19 protein-coding genes are annotated in these 22189 nt (G+C 32.7%); 9 read left to right on the top strand and 10 right to left on the bottom strand.

The genetic code is table 11. The features are described 5' to 3' along the window. Window positions 1–44: 44 nt before the first annotated feature. Both Q0075_RS05790 and Q0075_RS05785 read right to left on the bottom strand, forming a co-directional pair. The gene (locus Q0075_RS05790; protein WP_297868686.1) at window positions 45–389 is read right to left on the bottom strand and encodes a membrane-binding protein; all 345 of its coding nucleotides are present in this window, start codon (window positions 387–389) and stop codon (window positions 45–47) included. A 161-nt stretch (window positions 390–550) separates the two neighbouring features. Continuing rightward, entirely contained in the window at window positions 551–1558 is a 1008-nt protein-coding gene (locus Q0075_RS05785; protein WP_297868685.1) for a TlpA disulfide reductase family protein, read from the bottom strand. Between the two features lie 91 nt (window positions 1559–1649). On the opposite strand from Q0075_RS05785, the gene aspS reads away from it, so the two are divergent. The 3 genes from aspS to Q0075_RS05770 all read left to right on the top strand — a co-directional run bounded on the left by aspS (window position 1650) and on the right by Q0075_RS05770 (window position 3906). After that, complete coding sequence (gene aspS / locus Q0075_RS05780; protein WP_297868684.1) at window positions 1650–3395, top strand: aspartate--tRNA ligase; 1746 nt, start codon at window positions 1650–1652, stop codon at window positions 3393–3395. 1 nt (window position 3396) lies between these two features. Next, entirely contained in the window at window positions 3397–3627 is a 231-nt protein-coding gene (locus Q0075_RS05775) for a hypothetical protein (protein ID WP_297868683.1), read from the top strand. 81 nt (window positions 3628–3708) lie between these two features. Continuing rightward, complete coding sequence (locus Q0075_RS05770; RefSeq protein ID WP_231842861.1) at window positions 3709–3906, top strand: cold-shock protein; 198 nt, start codon at window positions 3709–3711, stop codon at window positions 3904–3906. A gap of 123 nt (window positions 3907–4029) precedes the next feature. On the opposite strand, the gene Q0075_RS05765 is transcribed toward Q0075_RS05770, so the two are convergent. Continuing rightward, the gene (locus Q0075_RS05765) at window positions 4030–5850 is read right to left on the bottom strand and encodes a TonB-dependent receptor (RefSeq protein ID WP_297868682.1); all 1821 of its coding nucleotides are present in this window, start codon (window positions 5848–5850) and stop codon (window positions 4030–4032) included. 75 nt (window positions 5851–5925) lie between these two features. Between Q0075_RS05765 and Q0075_RS05760 the strand changes: the two genes are divergently transcribed. Then, a complete protein-coding gene (locus Q0075_RS05760) occupies window positions 5926–7422 on the top strand; it encodes a PLP-dependent aminotransferase family protein (RefSeq protein WP_297868681.1) in 1497 nt (498 codons plus the stop codon). 55 nt (window positions 7423–7477) lie between these two features. Here the strand turns inward: Q0075_RS05760 and Q0075_RS05755 are convergent, their stop codons facing one another. The 5 genes from Q0075_RS05755 to Q0075_RS05735 form a co-directional block, all read right to left on the bottom strand. After that, on the bottom strand, window positions 7478–7759 hold the full coding sequence (locus Q0075_RS05755; protein WP_026725933.1) for a F0F1 ATP synthase subunit epsilon: 282 nt from the start codon (window positions 7757–7759) through the stop codon (window positions 7478–7480). 47 nt (window positions 7760–7806) lie between these two features. Further along, on the bottom strand, window positions 7807–9318 hold the full coding sequence (gene atpD / locus Q0075_RS05750; protein WP_026725934.1) for a F0F1 ATP synthase subunit beta: 1512 nt from the start codon (window positions 9316–9318) through the stop codon (window positions 7807–7809). A gap of 152 nt (window positions 9319–9470) precedes the next feature. Then, window positions 9471–11318, bottom strand: coding sequence for a glutamine--fructose-6-phosphate transaminase (isomerizing) (gene glmS / locus Q0075_RS05745; protein WP_297868680.1), 1848 nt, complete (start codon window positions 11316–11318; stop codon window positions 9471–9473). A gap of 6 nt (window positions 11319–11324) precedes the next feature. After that, a complete protein-coding gene (locus tag Q0075_RS05740) occupies window positions 11325–12962 on the bottom strand; it encodes a DUF4270 domain-containing protein (protein ID WP_297868679.1) in 1638 nt (545 codons plus the stop codon). 62 nt (window positions 12963–13024) lie between these two features. Continuing rightward, window positions 13025–13831 carry a glycogen/starch synthase gene (locus tag Q0075_RS05735; RefSeq protein WP_297868678.1) on the bottom strand — a complete coding sequence of 269 codons (807 nt, stop codon included), beginning with the start codon at window positions 13829–13831 and terminating at the stop codon, window positions 13025–13027. A 107-nt stretch (window positions 13832–13938) separates the two neighbouring features. Between Q0075_RS05735 and panC the strand changes: the two genes are divergently transcribed. From panC to radA, 5 genes are read left to right on the top strand one after another with little or no spacing between them, the layout of a single operon-like run. Then, window positions 13939–14787 (top strand): pantoate--beta-alanine ligase, encoded by an 849-nt coding sequence (gene panC, locus Q0075_RS05730; protein ID WP_291106373.1) that lies wholly within the window; start codon window positions 13939–13941, stop codon window positions 14785–14787. Window positions 14788–14800: 13 nt separating this feature from the next. Continuing rightward, complete coding sequence (gene panD / locus Q0075_RS05725) at window positions 14801–15151, top strand: aspartate 1-decarboxylase (protein WP_008255780.1); 351 nt, start codon at window positions 14801–14803, stop codon at window positions 15149–15151. Window positions 15152–15197: 46 nt separating this feature from the next. Continuing rightward, window positions 15198–16112: a lysylphosphatidylglycerol synthase transmembrane domain-containing protein gene (locus Q0075_RS05720; RefSeq protein WP_297868677.1), complete on the top strand. Its 915-nt coding sequence runs from the start codon at window positions 15198–15200 to the stop codon at window positions 16110–16112. A 39-nt stretch (window positions 16113–16151) separates the two neighbouring features. Beyond that, complete coding sequence (locus Q0075_RS05715) at window positions 16152–17354, top strand: alpha/beta hydrolase-fold protein (RefSeq protein WP_297868676.1); 1203 nt, start codon at window positions 16152–16154, stop codon at window positions 17352–17354. Between the two features lie 6 nt (window positions 17355–17360). After that, window positions 17361–18722 (top strand): DNA repair protein RadA, encoded by a 1362-nt coding sequence (gene radA / locus Q0075_RS05710; RefSeq protein ID WP_297868675.1) that lies wholly within the window; start codon window positions 17361–17363, stop codon window positions 18720–18722. 143 nt (window positions 18723–18865) lie between these two features. Here radA and Q0075_RS05705 read toward each other — a convergent pair whose 3' ends face one another. Together Q0075_RS05705 and mfd are read right to left on the bottom strand one after the other, a co-directional pair. Beyond that, a complete protein-coding gene (locus Q0075_RS05705) occupies window positions 18866–19420 on the bottom strand; it encodes a transposase (RefSeq protein WP_297868674.1) in 555 nt (184 codons plus the stop codon). Between the two features lie 793 nt (window positions 19421–20213). After that, the coding region (gene mfd / locus Q0075_RS05700) for a transcription-repair coupling factor (protein ID WP_297868673.1) at window positions 20214–22189 on the bottom strand (1976 nt) is incomplete at its 5' end.

Raw genomic sequence — 22189 nt, 5'->3', positions numbered from 1 at the left:
AAGTCCCGATGTTCATCGGGACTTTTTTTATATTTAAAATAAAATTAATTTTTTACTAAAACATCTTTTGACCATTTTTTTACTTCAGCTATTCTGCTATCTAAAAAATCAACTTCGCTTAAAGAATCTTCACTCCAGAAAAACCATTTTCCAGATTTAGCTCCATTATTATATTCTCCCATCGATTGCTTTGTACCATCCTCATTAAATGCAACCCATTTTCCATGTAATTTTCCGTCTAAGTAATACCCCTCTTGTTTTACTTGTCCGTTATCATAATAATAAGTTGCTTTTACCATTTGGTCAACCACTTCAAATTTTGGCTTAACTTCTTGTGCAAATGACAAACTTGAAACCAATAAAACTATTGCAATTACTACTTTTTTCATACTCTTTTCTTTTATAGGTTAACATTATAGTAACAAATATAAAATTTAATTTACAATAAAAAAACTTTTACTTAACAATTTGGTAACATTAGATAAAAACTTAACATTGAAAAAGCCAATACGTAATGTATTGGCTTTAAATAATATAACTATATATGAAATTACTTCACTAAACTATCTAATAATTCAATTAAAGCTACTGATGAAGGACGCGCTGCATCAGCTTTAATTACTTTCCCATCAGGTCCAATTAAAATAAATCTTGGTATTGCATTAATTCCGAAAGCTTTTATAAAATCTGAGGTCCAGTTTTTATCCGCGAATAATTGTATTCCTCCTAATTCTTTAGAAACCACCATTTTTTTCCATTTTTCATGATCCTTATCGGTATCTACAGAAATACTTACAAACTCAATGTTTTTTCCGTGATATTTTTCTTCTACTTTCTTTAAGTGAGGAATCTCAGCCAAACATGGTCCACACCAAGTTGCCCAAACATCGATATAGACATATTTTCCTCTTAAATCTTCTAATTTAGTTTTTCCACCTTTGTGGTTTTCGTAATCAAATGATGGTGAAACAACACCTTCCATTTTCTTAGCGGCTACTTTTTGTTTATAATAATCCAATAAGAATTTTTCTTCTTGTTCAAAAGAAGGGCGTAACATGTTAACCAAAGTTTCATCTAAACCTTTTCCGTCAATCATTTTTAAATCATCCGCTTTCTTTTTAGACAATGCTTCTTTAAATGTAGCTTCATCAGCATCAAATAAAGCCTCTAAATCCATTTCAAACTTTTCATCTGACATAGCTTTTTGGGCTAAATAATTGTTTTCATTAGCACCTTTCCCTTTATAAACAATAGTTTCATCAAAATCTTTAGTATCTAAAGTTAAAGTTAAATCATAACCATTTTTCAAAAACATTGTTGTCCCTTCGTTTCCATCATTCAAACGATATAAGCCTCCATCTTTTAAAGCTTCAAAAGTGGTTTGAAATTCCCCTTTTTTATTAATTCCTACTTTTTGCTTAAATGTTCTACCTGAAGAAATGGTAATCGTATCTGAAAATCTATTGGTGATTTTAACGTTTAATGAAACGGTATTAGGTGTATTTTGAGCAAAACCAGAAAAAATTGCTACAAAAAACAAAAAGAATGCTTTTTTCATGTTTTAAAAGTGTTATTTATTGTATCAAATCTATTAAAATTAAACGAATAAAATTAATATTTGTTACTACATTTGCAAAAAATTTCAAGAAATGTACAGAAGTCATAACTGTGGTGAATTAAACGCTTCACACATCAATACAGAAGTTACCCTTGCAGGTTGGGTTCAAAAATCGAGAGATAAAGGTTTTATGATTTGGGTGGATTTACGTGACCGTTATGGTATTACCCAATTAATTTTCGACGAACAAAGAACTGACAAAACCGTTTTTGAAAAAGCAAAATCGCTTGGAAGAGAATTTGTTATTCAAGTAAAAGGAACTGTTATTGAGCGCGAATCAAAGAACCCAAATATGGCAACGGGTGAAATTGAAATTTTAGTTACCGAACTAACAATTTTAAACGAAGCACAATTGCCTCCATTTACTATCGAAGATGAAACCGATGGTGGTGAAGACATTCGTATGAAATATCGTTATTTAGACATCAGAAGAAATCCGGTTAAAAACAACTTATTATTCCGTCATAAAGTTTCGATGGAAGTTAGAAAATATCTTTCTGACCAAGGTTTTTGCGATGTAGAAACGCCATATTTAATTAAATCTACTCCAGAAGGCGCACGTGATTTCGTGGTACCAAGTAGAATGAACGAAGGGCAGTTTTATGCACTTCCACAATCGCCACAAACATTCAAACAGTTGTTGATGGTAGGTGGAATGGATAAATATTTCCAAATTGTGAAATGTTTCCGTGATGAAGATTTACGTGCTGACCGTCAACCAGAATTCACACAAATCGACTGTGAAATGGCATTCGTAGAACAAGAAGACATTTTAAATATGTTTGAAGGTTTAACACGTCATTTACTAAAAGAAATCAAAGGAATTGAAGTAGAAAAATTCCCAAGAATTACTTACGATTACGCAATGAAAACCTACGGTAATGACAAACCAGACATTCGTTTTGAAATGAAATTTGGCGAGTTAAATGCGGTAGCCCAACATAAAGATTTTCCAGTATTCAATTCAGCTGAATTAGTTGTTGGAATCGCAGCGCCAGGTTGCGCAAATTATACAAGAAAAGAAATCGATGCTTTAATTGATTGGGTAAAACGCCCACAAGTTGGAGCTTCGGGAATGGTATATGTAAAATGTGAAGAAGATGGAACTTTTAAATCATCAGTAGACAAATTCTACGATCAAGAAGATTTGAAAAAATGGGCTGAAATTACCAATGCAAAACCAGGTGATTTAATTTTAATTTTATCGGGTAATGCAAATAAAGTAAGAACGCAATTATCAGCTTTAAGAATGGAAGTTGCTACTCGTTTAGGTTTGAGAAAATCAGACGAATTTGCTCCATTATGGGTAGTTGATTTCCCATTATTAGAATGGGATGAAGAAAGCGGAAGATATCACGCGATGCACCATCCTTTTACGTCTCCAAAACCAGAAGACATGGCATTAATTGAAACAGAACCTGGAAAAGTTCGTGCTAATGCTTATGATATGGTATTAAACGGAAACGAAATTGGTGGCGGTTCTATTCGTATTCACGACAGAGAATTACAATCAAGAATGTTTGATTTGTTAGGTTTTAGCAAAGAAGAAGCACAAGCGCAGTTTGGTTTCTTAATGAGTGCTTTTGAATTTGGAGCACCACCACACGGAGGTTTAGCTTTCGGATTGGATAGATTAGTTTCTATTTTAGGTGGACAAGAAACGATTCGTGATTTTATTGCTTTCCCTAAAAACAATTCAGGAAGAGATGTAATGATTGATGCGCCTTCAACCATTGATGAAGCACAATTACAAGAATTGCATATTAAATTAAGATAAGATGAAAAAAGTTCTAATTGTACTTATCCTTATTATTGTTGGATTTATTTCGTTTGGATACATTCAAAAACACAACGGATTAAATGGCGACAAGTGGATTGGAATTGGAATTTTACTAGTAACTTTTGTCTTAATGCCTTTGTTTTTATATTCAAGATTTAAAAATAAAGAAACTAGAGAACGAATGTTAAACTTAGGTTTAAAGAAAAAAGAAGATACTGATAATCAGTAATTTTGAAATATTTTTAACTTTTTCTTGTTTGTGTTGTAAATAAGTATATCTTTGATAATTATTAATTTTTTACAATACACAATGAGAACAGGTAAAGTTAAGTTCTTCAATGAATCAAAAGGTTACGGTTTTATTACTGATGATGAAACTGGAAAAGACATTTTCGTACACGCTACTGGAATGAAAGTTGAATCTTTAAATGAAGGAGACAGCGTAAGTTACGAAGAAGAAGAAGGAAGAAAAGGTAAAGTAGCTGCTCAGGTAGTAGTTATCGAATAATATATAATATTTTTTGATTACCTAGAAAGACAAAGTCCCGATTAAATCGGGACTTTTTTTATTGGCAAGAAACAAAAAAAGGACTACATTGCTGCAGTCCCCTTTCACTTAACAAACTTTATTTTACTTAAATAAATACTTAATTCCAAACATCATATTCCCTTTTGGCATTGGAATCATTCCTGATTCAATATAATCTGCATTAAAAATATTGTTAGCAAACATAGATAGTTCAAACGCTTTTATTCTATAACTAACATTTGCATCAAAAACATTATAGCTCATTCCTGCTGTACGCTCTACATAACGATAAGCAAAAGTTGTATTTAAACCTTTAAAGAAGTTAAATTGTAAACTACTTGTGAATTGATGTTTCATCGAGTTAATAGAATATTGAGAAAAATTAGCTTCACTTGCCTTTACATCGTTATCTAAATAAGAATAACCTAACTGAATTTTTTGTGGTAAATTATTTATTATGAAAAAGTAATCAGCTTGCGCTTCATATCCTTTTGTATTTACACTTTGAATATTTTGTGCTTGCCAAGCATCTGTTGTGTTTTCACGAACATAATCGATTAAATTATCAGCATCACGATTAAAAGCAGCTATCGATATATTGAATCTATCACTCATATATTTAAAACCAACTTCTTGTGAAAAAGCTTCTTCTGTATTTAAGTCGGGATTGCTTATGGTTACAGGAGAAGTATAATATAAATTGGTATATGTAGGAACTCTATAAGAAGTCCCAATATTTCCGTAAGCTCTAAATTTATCTGAAATTTTAACTCCTATATCTAAACCTGGAAAAAATTGATTATCAAAATCTGAAAAATAAGAAGCCGAAATTCCAGGAGTAACATCTAAAATGTTGTTGAAAAATTGGAAACGATGTTCTAAAAATAAACTCGCAATTTCTCTTTGATTATCTCCTAAACGATTACTTGATATGTGATATTTAGAAAACTCAACCCCAAAACCAGTTGTTCCTAACGTTGATTGATACGAACCGTTTAATTCAGCAGCAACTTTATTAGTAATATGTAAATTTCTATATGTTAATGGGGTATTTCTAACTAATAAATATAAATCCTGGTTTCTGCGCCAATAAATTCTTGGTTTCCATGTAAAATTTCCGCTTTTAATTACCGTTGAAAGACCTATTAAACTTGCTTGAGTTTCTTCATATTGATCAATATAGTTGGTAAAACCATAAAACCCGTTTGCACCAAATTTTCTTTCTGAATAGCTTGTTAGTAATTCAATTGGTAATTTATTTTTATTGAACTGACTTTTTAAAACATAATTAGTATTATCAAAATCAGTATTATAACGATATCCATCTGAAAAGTTTTTTGAAAAATGTACAATATGACTACTTTCTTCCAGATTTACAGTTCCAGTAACTTCTGCAATAAATTGATCAAAAGAACCACCTTGTACTTTAGCAATTAAAGAATTTTCATCAACATCTTTCGTTACAATATTAATTGCTCCAGTAAAAGCATTTTGACCAAAAATACGAGCAGCAGGACCTTTAATCACTTCAATTCTTTTTATAACTTCAATTGGTAAAGCCAAATTCATAGTATGATGACCCGTTTGAGCATCATCTACTTTTATACCATCTATTAACAACAATGTTTGATCAAAACTTCCGCCTCTTATATATAAATCCGATTGCATTCCGTTTACTCCTTGTCTACGCACATCAATTCCTGCAATTTGTTGTAAAGCATCGGCAACATTTGTCACACCTAATTTTTTAATATCTTCAGCAGTAACAATTTGAATGGTTCTTGAATTTTCTTTAAAAGGCAAATCGATACGAGAAGATGTAATGACTGCTTCTTTTAGTGAATCTGTTTTAAGTTCATTTTCCTGAGCATTCATAGTTAATACAAACATTAGCAAGGGAACTAAATAATATACTTTTTTCATTTATTCGATATTGGGTTATTTAAAACGGTGCAAAAGTCGTAACTTTCCGGATGATTAAAATAGTCCAGTTTTAAAATGATAGATAGTCCGGTTAGTTTGGTATTAAAAGAACTTATTCAATTTGATAAAACAAGTGCTACTTCGGTATATATTCAAATTGCACAGCAAATAATAAATGCGATTCAAAGAGGCTATTTAAAAGAAGGAACAGCATTGCCTGGCACTAGAATATTTAGCCAATTATTTAGCATCCATCGGAATACTGCGGTTGCCGTTTATGAAGAATTAGGAGCTCAAGGTTGGGTAGAAATTATTCCAAATAAAGGTGCTTTTGTTTTATTTCCAAGATCAAAAACAGTTACTATCAAAGCAAGTACTAACAAACTAAACGATGCATATAGTTATCCTATAACGACAGGATTTCCTTTTGAAACTTCGTTTCACTTGGCATCAACACAAGAATTTTCAGAAGCAAAATACATTTTAAACGATGGTCAACCCGATTTACGATTGCATCCTATTCACGAATTTTCGAAATGGTATGGTACATCAATGAAGCGAAAATCATTGATTTCAAAATGGAACAATACATCAAAAAACAGCTATTCTATGTTTGAAAATCAATTGTGTAATTTTTTAAATGCAACTCGAGGTTTTCATATCAAACCTACAAATTTAATCAGTACTCGAAGTACCGAGATGAGTTTGTATATCATCTCGCAACTTTTAATTCGTAAAAAAGACGTTGTTTTGGTTGGTAATTTGAGTAATTATAATGCCAATATGATTTTTCAAGAAGCTAGAGCCGATATTAAAACCATCCCCGTTGATGAAAATGGATTAGACATTAATTACATAGAAAAACATTTTACAAAAGGCAAAATTCGATGTGTTTATGTCTGTTCTAATCGCGATTATCCTACTACAAACACTTTGTCTGCCGAACGAAGATTACAACTTTTACAACTTGCTAAGAAATATCAATTTGCCATAATTGAAGACGATTTTGATTATGATTTTCAACTCGACGGTTCCGCTATGTTGCCTATGGCAAGTTCAGATGGAAATGGAATGGTGATTTATCTTGGAAAACTGGGGCAATCACTATTTCCAAGTTTTCAAACCGGATTTGTAGTGGCTCCTGAAAATTTGATTTTGGAAGCAAAAAACTATTTACAAATGTTAGACAAGCAGGGCGACTTAATTCAAGAACAAGTGCTTTCGGAATTAATTTATGAAGGTGAAATTCATCGTTTACTGAAAAAGAATACCATCATTTACAAACAAAGAAGGGATTTTGCTTGCGAATGTTTCAAGCGTTATTTCAATGAAGTTATTGGATATAAAAAGCCTTCTGGTGGATTAGCCATTTGGATTGAATTTAACCCTTCAATATCATTAATTCAACTTGCTGAAGAAGTTTCGAAATTAGATGTCTTTCTGCCAAAGACCATTCTTTATCAAGATAAAAACACCTGTGCCATCCGTTTTGGATTTGGACATTTGAATGAAGAAGAAATTGAAATTGTAATAAGCAAATTAAATCTTGCATATAATTCAATCACAAAGTAATAAAACAAAAAAAAGTCCCGCAAATTGCAGGACTTTTTACTATAAATCTATTGTCTTAGTCAGCTAAAACGATAATCTTGTTTTCATTCATTTCGATGGTACCTGAATTAATAGGTAACCAATACGTTTGCTCATTTACTTTGTTGAATTTAGAAACGAATTCTTTTTCAATTTTAATGTTTTGAGCATTGATTTTCACGTTTCCTTTTGCTAACAATGAAACAATAGGCGCGTGATTATTTAGCATTTGAAACTCACCGTTAATTCCAGGAACTGCTACTGAAGTAACTTCTCCTTTAAACAATGTAGCTTCTGGTGATACTATTTCTAAAATCATTTTTTTATGCTTTAGGCTTTAAGCTTTGGGCTTTAAGCAATTAAAAATTATGCTTCTGCTAACATTTTTTGTCCAGCTTCGATAGCTTCTTCGATAGTACCTTTAAGGTTAAACGCTGCTTCTGGTAAGTGGTCTAATTCACCATCCATAATCATGTTAAATCCTTTGATAGTTTCTTTAATATCAACCAATACTCCAGGAATACCTGTAAATTGCTCCGCTACGTGGAAAGGTTGAGATAAGAAACGTTGTACACGACGTGCACGAGATACTGCTAATTTATCTTCTTCAGATAACTCTTCCATACCTAAGATGGCGATAATATCTTGTAATTGTTTGTATTTTTGAAGAATCTCTTTTACTCTTTGAGCACACTCATAGTGTTCTTTTCCTAAGATTTCTGGAGTTAAGATACGAGAAGTAGAATCTAATGGATCTACCGCTGGATAAATACCTAACTCAGCAATTTTACGAGATAATACAGTTGTTGCATCTAAGTGAGCAAACGTTGTTGCTGGTGCAGGGTCAGTTAAGTCATCCGCAGGTACGTAAACCGCTTGTACAGATGTAATAGATCCTTTTTTAGTTGAAGTAATACGCTCTTGCATAGCACCCATCTCAGTTGCTAATGTAGGTTGGTAACCTACCGCAGATGGCATACGACCTAATAAAGCCGATACTTCAGAACCTGCTTGTGTAAAACGGAAGATATTATCAACGAAGAATAATACGTCTTTACCTTGGTCAGATCCAGCTCCATCACGGAAATACTCAGCGATAGACAATCCTGAAAGGGCTACACGAGCACGAGCTCCAGGTGGCTCATTCATTTGTCCGAAAACGAAAGTAGCTTTAGACTCTCTCATTCCTGGCATATCTACTTTAGATAAATCCCATCCTCCATTTTCCATAGAGTGCATGAATTCTTCACCGTATTTAATAATTCCTGACTCTAACATCTCACGAAGTAAGTCATTTCCTTCACGTGTTCTTTCCCCTACTCCTGCGAATACTGAAAGTCCACCGTGACCTTTTGCAATATTGTTAATCAACTCCTGAATCAATACTGTTTTACCTACTCCAGCACCACCAAATAATCCAATTTTACCTCCTTTTGCATAAGGCTCAATAAGGTCGATTACTTTAATACCTGTAAATAAAACTTCAGAAGAAGTTGATAAGTCTTCAAATTTTGGAGCTGGTCTGTGGATTGGTAAACCATTTGCACCTGATTTAGGTAAATCTCCTAAACCGTCGATTGCATCACCAATTACATTAAATAAACGACCAAAAACGTCTGCTCCAATTGGCATTTGAATTGCAGCACCAGTAGCAACTACTTCTGCTCCTCTTGACAAACCATCTGTAGAGTCCATAGAAATGGTACGAACAGTGTTTTCACCAATGTGAGATTGAACTTCAAGTACTAATAAAGTACCATCTTTTTTAGTGATTTCTAATGAATCGTAAATTTTAGGTAATTCGTTATTTGAATCGTTGAAAACGACGTCAACAACTGGCCCGATAATTTGTGCAACTTTTCCTGTGATTCTAGACATTGCTTATGTATTTATTTAATAGCTAATTAATGTTAGAAAAATGATGTATTTTTCCGAGTGCAAAGATAGTTTTTTCTAAAACAATTTTGCAATTTATTTTTTGAATTTTTTGCAATAAAAAAGCGAAATCTTCCAATTTCGCTTTTAAAATATTATTCTACAGTAACGGATTTTGCTAAATTCCTAGGTTGATCAACATTACAACCTCTAAGAACTGCAATATGATACGATAATAATTGTAACGGAATTGTAGTTAATAATGGCGTAAACGGTTCGTTCGTTTCAGGAATTTCGATTACGTGGTCAGCTAAAGCTTTTACTTGCGTATCTCCTTTAGTTACTACGGCAATAATTTTTCCGCTTCTTGATTTTATTTCTTGAATATTACTTACCACTTTATCGTAATGTCCTTTGTTAGGAGCAATTACAATTACCGGCATAGATTCATCAATCAATGCAATTGGTCCGTGCTTCATTTCTGCTGCCGGATACCCTTCTGCATGGATATATGAAATTTCTTTTAATTTTAATGCACCTTCTAAAGCTACTGGGAAGTTATAACCTCTTCCTAAATACAAACAATTGGTTGCATCTTTGTAAATTTCGGCAATTTGTTTAGCAACATCATTTGTCAATAAAGCTTCTTGCACTTTTTCTGGCATTAATTCTAATTCCAATAAATAACGTTGGTAATCCGAATTGCTCATTGTCCCTTTTGCTTTTGCTAAACGTAGTGCTAACAAAGTAAGGATTGTAATTTGCGTAGTAAATGCTTTTGTAGAAGCTACTCCAATTTCAGGACCCGCATGTGTATAAGCACCTGCATGTGTTTCACGAGAAATCGACGAACCTACTACATTACAAACTCCGAATACAAAAGCTCCGTTTTCTTTAGCTAATTTAATTGCTGCCAAAGTATCTGCCGTTTCACCTGATTGTGAAATTGCAATAACAACATCATCTTTATTAATGATTGGATTTCTATATCGGAACTCTGATGCATATTCTACTTCAACTGGAATTCTTGAAAATTCTTCAATAATATATTCTGCTACTAATCCTGCGTGCCATGAAGTTCCACAAGCAACAATTAGGATTCGTTTTGCATTTAAGAATTTTTCTAAATTATCTTCAACACCTGACATTTGGATAATTCCTTTGTTTGCCAAAAGTCTTCCTCGGTAAGTGTCTTTGATTACACTTGGTTGTTCGTAGATTTCTTTCATCATGAAATGATCGTAACCGCCTTTTTCAATTTGCTCCAAGTTTAATTGAAGTTCTTGAATATAAGGATCAACCAATGAATCGTCTTTAATTTTTCTAACTTTTAATGGTTTGTGTAAACGCACAATTGCCATTTCTTCATCTTCTAAATAAATAGCGTTTGAAGTATATTCTATAAAAGGAGTAGCATCTGATGCGATAAAAAACTCATCTTCACCAATTCCAATTGCTAATGGACTTCCTAAACGAGCTACAATAATTTCGTCTGGCTTTTCAACATCAATTACTGCAATCGCATAAGCACCAATAACTTGGTTTAATGCAACTTGAACTGCTTTTCCTAGTTTACAGTTTTCTTTTTTCTTAACTTCTTCTATTAAGTTTACTAATACTTCTGTGTCGGTATCAGATTTAAAAGTGTAACCCCTTTTAATTAACTCTTGCTTTAATGGTTCATAATTCTCTATAATACCATTATGAATAATAACTAACTTTCCTGAATTTGAAAAATGAGGATGCGAATTTACATCATTAGGAACTCCGTGAGTTGCCCAACGCGTATGCCCCATGCCTATTTTCCCGAAAATTGTTTTATCGTTTTGGGCCTTCATTTCCAAATCAGAAACCTTCCCTTTGGTTTTAGATAATTTTAAATCCTTACCATCGTATAAAACAATACCTGCACTATCATAGCCTCTATATTCTAATCTATGTAATCCTTTAATAATTACTGGATATGCATCTCTATGACCAATATAACCTACAATTCCACACATATACTACTAATTAGGTTTAGTGAAAAAAATCTCAAGTTTTAATTTTTTATCTTGAGGTACTGAACTACCCATTCCGTATAAAACTGTCCCAAGAGGGTTCATTACAGAAGAAAAAGGTAAAAATTTAACTGATTCTGAGCCTATATTAAATGGCGTTTTTAAGAATGCGTTACTTGAAACATTGATGTCTTCGGTAACTGAAAGACCTAATCTAATATTTTTTCTTAAATCTTCATTGTCACTATTCAATAACCTATTAATATGTTCTGTAATTCTTATCTTATAATACACCCCTTTATCATTTTCATCTAATTTTATAATACCACTAAATGTAAATTTATTTCTCTTTAGATCTGTAACAACAGAACCATCTAAATTGTAGTCTGCTAAAACTTTATTGTTAGTAGCATCAAAGAGATATATTCGTTGAGGCTCTGCCATGCCTGCCCCTGTCATCTTATCTTTATCAATGTAAAACGTTAAATTTGCTTCATTTACTAACCAACCTCTTGATTGTAAATCTTCTAACTCATATGGAACATTTGTTTCAGGATTAACCTCACCAAATAAATCAATATAAGCAACAGAACCTTGACCTCCTTTTAAATATAACCTATCATCGCCCAATGTACTATTTGAAGCGCTTAAACCATTGCTGTAATCTACACTATTTTGGTTTTCAAAAAAGTTAATTGTATTACCTTTCAATTTTAACACCACTTCTTTTTTTGAATTTACAGTCACATTTGTACCATTTGAAAGTTCAGAAGTAACATCAGAATGAAATTGAATTGTAATTGTTGCTGCAGAAAAATCCAACATTGCCATTACTCCATCTTGACCTGGATTAGCTTCAGTTTTAAAATACAATCCTTTGAAATATTCTTTAAAAGTAGTATTATTCAACAAATTAATAGATGGTGCATCCAATACCTTTGTTTTGAAAAAATTCTTATCAAGATTTAACCACATTCCTGGTGCTAATCTCTTTTTAACAATTCTATCGTTAGGATTAGAAATTACTTCACCATTGGAATTGACATAATTACCATTCCCATCTGTTTTGTATATAACTAATTCAGTATTATCAAATTTAAATTGTTCATTCTCTGACAAACTTGTAGCATTATTAAGTTGACCACTTGCAATGTTATTTTCAATTAATTGTTTATCGTCATTATAATATTTCTGCAAGTATGAATCTTGGTCGTTAGGATTTGGGCTTGGATTAATGTTACGTAAAAAATAACCATTCTCATAAATCTTAAGGTTAATACTGCTATTTATGTTACCATAAATTGAATCTAATTCATATACATTATTGCCATTAACAACTTCCTTTGTACTAAAATAAGGCACGTATAAATAGACAGAATCCGTGCTTTTGATTTCAACATTCTGACCAATTACCGGATCAGTATCTGCCAATTCTAACTGTGTTACAAAACTGGCTTTAGTAGTACCAAAGAATGGATTACTGTATACCCCTAAAGAATTTACTGGCAAATTGTTTGTTTGAACTGGGCCTGTAGACTTTGAATATGCAATTAAATTTTGAACTTCATATCTTTCTAAATCAAAATGAGAATCATCTAAAAGATCAGAACCTAAAGAATTAAAATCTTTGTCACATGAGGTTAACACAAATGCAATTGTAATTGCTAAAGATACTTTAATAAAATTTTTTTTCATAGCGGATAAGCTCTTTATAATAACTGATTCTTTATAAATGAAGTATAAACTTCCTTCATTATTTCTTTTGAGGCGAAAGGTAAAAAAGGTTTGTTGGAACTTTCTATAAATTTTGTTAAAGTTGAAGCCAATTCCTCAGAGCCTGCAACAACAGCATCTGAATGTGAAATTGCAACTTTCATTAAATTTTCATAAGTAGGATTTTCTAAATCAGAAACAGCCTCTCTACTAATATTATCAAACAAAATTTTATTAATAAACTCTTTATCTAACTCACCCTCAAACCCTTGTTCATATACCGAAGTAACAATTTTTGTTTCGGCAAAAATTCCTTCATCTTTATAGTAATGTTTAAGATAGATAGGCAACATGGCTGCCATCCAACCATGAACATGAATCACATCTGGTACCCAGTTTAATTTCTTGACTGTTTCTACAACACCTTTTGCAAAGAAAATAGCTCTTTCATCATTATCTGGATATAAAACTCCTTCTTCGTCAGTAAAGGTTGCTTTTCTTTTGAAATATTCGTCGTTATCAATAAAATAAACTTGTATTCTTTCTTTTGGAATTGAAGCTACTTTAATAATAAGAGGCATATCCATATCATTCACCACCAAATTCATTCCTGATAAACGAATAACTTCATGCAATTGGTGTCTTCTTTCATTAATATTACCATATCTAGGCATAAAAATTCGTATTTGACCACCTAAATCATTAATCATTTTCGGCATTTCATACGATTGTAACGACACTTCGTTTTCAGCTAAATAAGGCACCACTTCAGATGATACATACAATATCCTCTTGTCTTCCATAATGTATTCTAGTTAATTATTGTTTTAAAAAACCTTGCAAAATTACAAAATTTTATGGATTTATCCACTAAAATAGTAAGTTTGCACCTGATTTAATCAATATATAAATGCTCATTTTTAACAAAAAGTCCGATTTAAGTGCTTTTTTAAGCCCATTACTCAAACAAAATAAATCTATTGGATTTGTTCCTACAATGGGAGCATTACATCAAGGACACCTATCGTTACTTAAAAAATCGCTTTCTGAAAACGATGTAACAGTGATGAGTATTTTTGTAAATCCAACGCAATTTAACAACGCTGAAGATTTAGATAAATATCCAAGAACTCTGGAACGCGATGTGCAAATCATGCAAGATTTAAGCAACAACATCATCGTTTATGCACCAGAAGTAGCCGATATTTATGAAGGGAACACCGTTTCTGAAAGTTTCAATTACGATGGTTTAGAAAATCAAATGGAAGGCAAACACCGACCAGGACATTTTGATGGCGTTGGTACAATCGTAAAAAGATTGTTTGAAATTGTTCAACCGAACAAAGCTTATTTTGGTGAGAAAGATTTTCAGCAACTACAAATTGTGAAAAAATTAGTTTCCAAACACAACATTCCAGTTGAAGTTATTGGTTGCCCAATTCATCGTGAAGCAAATGGTTTGGCTATGAGTTCTCGCAACGAAAGACTATCAGATACTGCAAGAGAAAAAGCTGCTGTAATTTATCAAATTTTAAACAGTGCTAAAGATTTTTTCCAAACTCATTCTGCTGAAGAAACAACAAAATACGTAGAAGACGAATTGAAAAAACATGCTGAATTTGAATTAGAATATTTTGAAATAGCAGAAGAAACTACTCTTTTACCCGTTTCTGAAAAAGAATCCAATAAAAAGTATCGAGGATTTATCGCCATTTTTATTGAGAATATCAGATTAATTGATAATATTTCACTAAATTAATTACCTTTGCAACATGCAAATTCAAGTAGTAAAATCGAAAATTCATAGAGTAACCGTAACAGGTGCCGATTTGAATTACATAGGAAGTATCACCATCGATGAAGCACTAATGGAAGCTTCTAATATTATTGAAGGTGAAAAAGTACAAATCGTTAACATCAATAATGGAGAACGATTAGAAACGTATGCTATCAAAGGGCCTAGAAACACTGGTGAAATTACTTTAAACGGACCTGCAGCTCGTAAAGTTCACCGTGGCGATATTGTGATTATCATTTCTTACGGTATTATGGACTTTGAAGAAGCTAAAAAATTCAAACCTACTTTAGTTTTTCCTAACGAGAAAGATAATTCTTTAACATAGTTTGAAAGCTAGTATCCGAAAATTTTTAAGTCTAACTATCCCTTTATTGATTGGGTTAGGAATTATTTATTATCAGTATACTACCCTTTCACCAGATGAATTAGAAAAAATTAAAATCAGCTTCATAAAAGCCAATTATTTTTACATTTATTTATCCCTTTTTATAGCACTTTTCGGGTTTTGGTCTCGTGCATATCGTTGGAAATTTGCTCTTAATCATTTAGGATACCAAACAAAGTTTCACAACGATTTACTTACGGTTTGTGTTTCCTATTTTGTAAACCTTACCATTCCCAGATCAGGCGAAATCACAAGAGCTGCTTTACTTAAAAAATACGAAAACATCCCATTTGACAAGGGATTTGGAACAATCGTTGCAGAACGAATTGTAGATTTAATGATTTTCTTTTTATTTGTTATTGTTGCTTTCCTATTACAATTTGAAAAACTTTATCAATTTTTAATTGAAAAACTTCCGGTAGAAAAAATTTTATACTTATTAGCTAGTGGAATAATCATTTTTATTCTTTTCATCTTGGTTTGGATTTATGCAGAATGGAAAATTATTCAAAAATTAAAAAATAAATTATCGGGTTTAATTGAAGGCATGACGAGTATTTTAAAAATGAAAGACAAATGGAACTACATTTTTCATTCATTTTTTATTTGGTTCTCTTACCTAATTATGTTTTATGTCGCCATTTTTGCACTTCCCGAAACTTCAAATATTAGCTTTGATGTAGTAATTATGGGGTTTATTTTTGGTAGTCTAGCTGTTGGTTTTACTAATGGTGGTCTTGGCGCTTATCCTTTAGCTATTGCTATGATTTATTCCCTTTACGGAATTCCAAATGAAGTGGGAGTAGCCTTTGGATGGATTGCATGGGTTTCGCAAACTATTTTAACCATATTTTTAGGTTTATTATCTTATTTACTTTTGCCTATTTTAAATAAAAAATAAATTAGTAAATTGCTAATCTATTTAACCAAACTATTTAAAATGAAAATTAAACTTTTCCTTATTACTTTAATGGTAACGTCATGCTTATTTGCTCAACGTACCCCCGAAACCATCCAATCAAAAAAGTTAGGAAATCGAACTTTTACAGTGGTTACCCCACCTTCGTATGCTTCAAGTCCCGAGAAAAAATACCCAACCTTGTTAGTTTTAGATGGCGAATATTTATTAGATCCTTTTGAAGGCATTTTAAAATATGGAGCTTATTGGGATGATTTACCCGAGATGATTATCATTGCAATAGATCAAAATAATGGCGAAACACGATTTGCCGATAGTGAATTTGATGATGCTGGATTTCCAGCAGGAACTGGAGCCAATTTCTTTGAATTTATTGGTCAAGAATTATATCCATACATCGATAAAAAATATAGAACTTTGCCATTTAGAATAATTGCAGGTCATGATACGACGGCAGGCTTCTTAAACTTTTATTTATACAAAGACAATCCAATTTTCAACGCATACATTTCGTTAGCTCCAGAAATGGCTCCAGAAATGGAAAAACGTGTAGCAGAACGTTTAGCAAAAATGGTAAAACCCGTTTTCTATTATCAAGCTACAGGCGAAGGTGATTTAAAAGAAATTAATGAAAAAGCAGCGGAATTAGATGCCAATATTAAAGCCGTTCCAAATGCAATATTTAAATATCAAAACGATGCTTTCAAAGGCGCTTCGCATTATTCTTTAGTTGCTAAAGCGGTGCCAAATGCCATCTATTTTATTTTTGATGGATACCAACCGATTTCAATGGTAGAATTTCAAGATAAAATTTTAAAATTAGAGGTAGGATATACCGATTATTTGATTGCGAAATACGACGAATTAGAAAAACGTTTTGGTTTTAAAATGAAACCTAGGTTAAGTGATTTCAAAGCTATTGAAGCAGCCATTCTTAAAAATAAAGCATACAATGAATTGATGCCATTAAGTGATTTTGCTAACAAACATTATCCAAAAACAACATTAGGCACCTATCATGAAGCGCTATATTTTGAAAAAACAGGAAATTACAAAAAAGCAATAAAAAGCTATCAAAAAGCATTTACACAAGAGGCGATTCGTGAAATCACAAAAGACTTCATGATGAATCGTGCAGAAGCCTTAAAAGGAAAACCAGACGAACCTACAGAAGATGTACCTGCTGAAACTCCTACAGAACAACCAACAGAAAAACAAGAATAACACCAAATGAGTAAAGTAAAAACCGCTTTTTTTTGCCAAAATTGTGGCACCCAATATTCAAAATGGCAAGGCCAATGTAATGCTTGCAAAGAATGGAATACCATTGTAGAAGAATTGGTTCAAAAAGAAGAAAAAGTAGCATGGAAAACCACAACGGCTACCTCTAAAGCGGCTACAAAACCTTTACTTGTAAAAGAAATAGACACCGCACAAGAAATCCGATTGAACACAACAGATAACGAGTTGAATCGGGTTTTGGGTGGTGGATTGGTTCCTGGATCTTTAACCTTATTAGGTGGAGAACCAGGAATTGGAAAAAGTACGTTGCTCTTGCAAATTGCTTTAAAATTACCTTATAAAACCCTTTATGTTTCGGGAGAAGAAAGCCAAAAACAGATAAAGATGCGTGCTGAACGCATTACTTCTAATGGCGATAATTGCTACATTTTAACCGAAACCAAAACCCAAAATATCTTCCGTCAAATTTTGGAAATTGAACCCGATATTGTCATTATCGATTCGATTCAAACTTTGCATACCGATTATATTGAATCGTCTGCCGGAAGTATTTCTCAAATTAGAGAATGTACAGCTGAATTAATAAAATTTGCCAAAGAAACCAATACACCCGTTCTTTTAATCGGTCACATTACAAAAGACGGAACCATCGCTGGACCGAAGATTTTGGAACATATGGTCGATACCGTTTTACAATTTGAAGGCGATCGAAATCACGTATACCGCATTTTACGTTCGTTAAAAAACCGTTTTGGCTCTACTGCCGAATTAGGGATTTACGAAATGCAAGGTTCAGGTTTACGCGAAGTGGATAATCCATCTGAAATTTTGATTTCACATAAAGACGAACAGCTTTCAGGAACAGCGATTGCTACTACTTTAGAAGGTATGCGTCCGTTGATGATTGAAATTCAAGCCTTAGTAAGTACTGCGGTTTATGGAACACCGCAACGCAGCACCACAGGTTACAACGCCAAACGCTTGAACATGATTTTAGCCGTTTTAGAAAAACGTGCTGGATTTCGATTAGGCACCAAAGACGTGTTCTTAAACGTAACAGGTGGCATTTCAGTTGAAGACACCGCCATTGACTTAGCCGTTGTTGCCGCTATTTTATCTTCCAACGAAGACATCGCCATTGCAGAAGGTTTTTGCTTTGCAGGAGAAGTTGGACTTTCAGGCGAAATTAGACCCGTTAATCGCATTGAACAACGCATTCAAGAAGCAGAAAAATTAGGATTTACCACCATTTTTGTTTCCAAACACAACAAAATTTCCTTGAAAAATACTGGAATCAAAATTGTTTTAGTGGCTAAAATTGAAGATGTGGTGAGTGAGTTGTTTGGGTAGGTATGTTTATCAAAAGTTAAATTTCGACATTCCAGTCGATAGCGCGGATTTATAATCCGTGCCCACAATATACTTGAAAACAAATTCACTTTATTTATGATACGTCGATAGTGCGGAATTACATTCCGTGCCCACCATCTACTTCAAAACAAATCTAACAAAACAATTTCTAATTCATTTTCTAAACCAGCATAATTTCTGGCTGAGCTAAAATAATAATCTTCAGGCAACGTAACTATTTTATCTTTCACAGGATTATTGTGAATGTATTCAATCTTTTGTTTTATAAAGGAATTACTATAAATATGTTCGGCATGATAACCATCTTGCCAAACTTTATATTGTTGTTCCCGTCTTAAATGTTCACAAGCTTTTTGAAAATAGGGTAACAACCATTCTCTTCTGCTCTCAGGCTCATCAATTATGGTTTGAATGATTTTTTTGGAAGTAAATTTTTTGAAATCTCTTATTACATCCGATAAAATAAAACCATTAGTTGCTTTGCAAAATAAATGAATGTGACTGCTCATGATGCAATACGCATAAATTTCTAATCCTTTATTTTGTTGGCAATGCTTTAGAGAATCAGTGATAATATATTTTTGATTTAATCGTGTAAAAACATCGACCCAGCCTACAGTTGTAATAGTAATAAAGTAAGCGTCTTCTGTTGTAGTGGCTTTGTATTTTGTTGACATGGCGTGTAATTTATATTCAAAATATAAAAAAACTTTGTCAATTATAATGTTGTGTTTTTTAATTACTTTGTGGGCACGGAATGCAATTCCGCGCAATCGTTGTGGTGAGATATCCGAGCGGTCAGGTATGCAATTCCGCGCTATCGATGTGATGAGATATCCGAGCGGTCGGGAGAGAGTCGAAGCTAATTTAAAACATTAAAGAAAACATTGTATAACCATAAAAAAAGAAATGTAGAAATAAATAAAAATGTTACGAATGGATAATCATATTTTTTTGTTAAGTAAAATTCTTTAAAATATGTTTGATATTTATCATTATCAAATACAAACACATAAGATTCTACTAAAGACAATAAAAAACTAACACTTAAGATAATAACATAATATTTTGGTATATTAATATTCAGAAAAAAGAATAAAAGAGCAATAACAATCAAATTAACCAAAGCTAAAAAAGGTATAAATTGAATTTTCAATTTATAAATATATTTGTATTGATGTAAAAAAGTCGGGAAATTTTTTTCCATATGTTCAGAAAAAATCTTTTTCCCTAATTTTATTTTACTAAAATTTTCAACCCAAACAAAAGGATTTAAATAAATTACTAGTAATTTACTAAAAAACCTTGATAATAAAAAAAATTGTAAAAATAAATGTTTAAAAATTTTCCCATGAAATTTACTCTAATGAACTATTATTATTGCAAATAATTAATCTATGCACTTTGATTGAATCATTATACATAAACCCGATATCGCTTTATATGATAAAAAACAAAAATACAAAACCTCTAAATCCCCTCCAACAACTCCAATGCCTTATTTACTGATTTCACGTTATCAAAAGTCAGTAATAAACGTAAGCCGTTTTTAGTTTCTTTTTCTTTTATTTTACAAACATTGCCGTTGCGTTGCGCAAATTGTAGCACTTTCATGAAACGGTTACTTTGGTAAAAATCACTTTGTTGGTCGCCAATAAAATAACCTACCATTTTACCTTGTTTCATCATCAAACGTTCAATTCCCAATGCGGTTGCTTTCCATTTGATACGTACGCTATTTAGTAAAGCAATAGCTGGTTTTGGCAACGCACCAAAGCGGTCAATTAGTTTTTGTTCAAATTGTTGTAGCGTAGCTTCGTCTTTAATTTGGCTCAACTCATTATATAAATTCAAACGCTCGGTAATGTTGTTGATGTACTCATCTGGGAACAGCAATTCGAAATCAGTATCAATTTGAATGTCTTTGACAAATTCTTTGGTTTCGATGTCGTTTTCTTCTTGGTACAAGTCTTTGAATTCGTTTTCTTTCAATTCTTCAATGGCTTCGTTCATTATTTTTTGGTAGGTATCAAAACCAATTTCATTGATAAAACCACTTTGTTCTCCACCTAATAAATCTCCTGCACCACGGATTTCCAAATCCTTCATCGCAATGTTAAAACCGCTTCCTAATTCGCTAAATTGTTCCAAAGCCGTAATACGTTTTTGCGCTTCTCCCGTCATCATCGAATACGGCGGCGTAATGAAATAACAAAACGCTTTTTTGTTACTTCTTCCCACACGACCACGCATTTGGTGCAAATCAGACAATCCGAAATTATTGGCATTATTGATGAAAATCGTATTCGCATTCGGTACATCTAAACCACTTTCAATAATTGTAGTAGCGACCAAAACGTCAAATTCACCTTCCATGAAAGCCAACATCAATTCTTCCAATTTTTTTCCATCCATTTGACCGTGACCGATGCCGACTTTTGCTCCTGGCACCAAGCGTTGTATCATTCCAGCAACTTCTTTGATATTTTCAATTCGGTTGTTAATAAAATAAACTTGTCCACCACGTTGAATTTCGTAGGAAACTGCATCGCGAATGACTTCTTCATTAAAACGAATCACTTGCGTTTCAATCGGATAACGATTGGGTGGAGGCGTTGTAATTACCGATAAATCTCGAGCCGCCATCAACGAAAACTGTAACGTTCTCGGAATCGGAGTTGCCGTTAAAGTCAAGGTATCGACATTCGTAGCTATGGTTTTCAATTTGTCTTTTACGTTTACTCCGAATTTTTGTTCTTCGTCGATAATCAACAAGCCTAAATCTTTAAACACAACATTTTTATTGACCAATTGATGTGTTCCAATCAAAATATCAACTTTTCCTTCTTGTAGTTTTTGAAGGGTTTCCGCTTTTTGTTTCGCTGTTCTAAATCGGTTCAAATAACTCACGGTAACTGGCATATCTTTCAAACGTTCCGAAAATGTTCGGTAATGTTGATAGGCTAAAATAGTAGTTGGAACCAAAACCGCGACTTGTTTTCCATTATCTACAGCTTTAAAAGCTGCACGAATGGCAACTTCTGTTTTTCCGAAACCAACGTCACCACAGACTAAACGGTCCATTGGACGCTCGCTTTCCATGTCGGCTTTTACATCGGCTGTTGCCGTAATTTGATCGGGTGTGTCTTCGTAAATGAAGGAACTTTCTAATTCTTTTTGCAAATAACTATCGGGTGCAAATTGAAAACCTTTGTCTAATCTTCGCTTTGCATACAACTGAATTAGGTTGAACGCAATGTGTTTCACACGCGCTTTTGTTTTTTGTTTTAGGGTTTTCCAAGCGTTACTTCCTAATTTGTAAATCTTAGGAGGCGCGCCATCTTTTCCATTGTATTTTGAGATTTTATGAAGCGAATGAATACTCACATATACAATATCGTTATCGGCATAAACCAATTTTATGGCTTCTTGCGTTTTACCTTCGA

The sequence above is a fragment of the uncultured Flavobacterium sp. genome (assembly GCF_937967675.1).
Lineage (GTDB): Bacteria > Bacteroidota > Bacteroidia > Flavobacteriales > Flavobacteriaceae > Flavobacterium.
The sequence above is the reverse complement of the archived record's forward strand: the minus strand, read 5'-3'. Positions and strand labels throughout refer to the sequence as shown.

Coding starts and splice junctions, on each gene's coding strand:
- aspS (WP_297868684.1), top strand. CDS start 1,650: ATGTACAGAAGTCATAACTGTGGTGAATTAAACGCTTCACACATCAAT.
- Q0075_RS05705 (WP_297868674.1), bottom strand. CDS start 19,420: ATGTCAACAAAATACAAAGCCACTACAACAGAAGACGCTTACTTTATT.
- Q0075_RS05775 (WP_297868683.1), top strand. CDS start 3,397: ATGAAAAAAGTTCTAATTGTACTTATCCTTATTATTGTTGGATTTATT.
- atpD (WP_026725934.1), bottom strand. CDS start 9,318: ATGTCTAGAATCACAGGAAAAGTTGCACAAATTATCGGGCCAGTTGTT.
- radA (WP_297868675.1), top strand. CDS start 17,361: ATGAGTAAAGTAAAAACCGCTTTTTTTTGCCAAAATTGTGGCACCCAA.
- Q0075_RS05765 (WP_297868682.1), bottom strand. CDS start 5,850: ATGAAAAAAGTATATTATTTAGTTCCCTTGCTAATGTTTGTATTAACT.
- Q0075_RS05770 (WP_231842861.1), top strand. CDS start 3,709: ATGAGAACAGGTAAAGTTAAGTTCTTCAATGAATCAAAAGGTTACGGT.
- Q0075_RS05790 (WP_297868686.1), bottom strand. CDS start 389: ATGAAAAAAGTAGTAATTGCAATAGTTTTATTGGTTTCAAGTTTGTCA.
- Q0075_RS05735 (WP_297868678.1), bottom strand. CDS start 13,831: ATGGAAGACAAGAGGATATTGTATGTATCATCTGAAGTGGTGCCTTAT.
- Q0075_RS05715 (WP_297868676.1), top strand. CDS start 16,152: ATGAAAATTAAACTTTTCCTTATTACTTTAATGGTAACGTCATGCTTA.
- Q0075_RS05760 (WP_297868681.1), top strand. CDS start 5,926: ATGATAGATAGTCCGGTTAGTTTGGTATTAAAAGAACTTATTCAATTT.
- panC (WP_291106373.1), top strand. CDS start 13,939: ATGCTCATTTTTAACAAAAAGTCCGATTTAAGTGCTTTTTTAAGCCCA.
- Q0075_RS05755 (WP_026725933.1), bottom strand. CDS start 7,759: ATGATTTTAGAAATAGTATCACCAGAAGCTACATTGTTTAAAGGAGAA.
- Q0075_RS05785 (WP_297868685.1), bottom strand. CDS start 1,558: ATGAAAAAAGCATTCTTTTTGTTTTTTGTAGCAATTTTTTCTGGTTTT.
- panD (WP_008255780.1), top strand. CDS start 14,801: ATGCAAATTCAAGTAGTAAAATCGAAAATTCATAGAGTAACCGTAACA.
- glmS (WP_297868680.1), bottom strand. CDS start 11,318: ATGTGTGGAATTGTAGGTTATATTGGTCATAGAGATGCATATCCAGTA.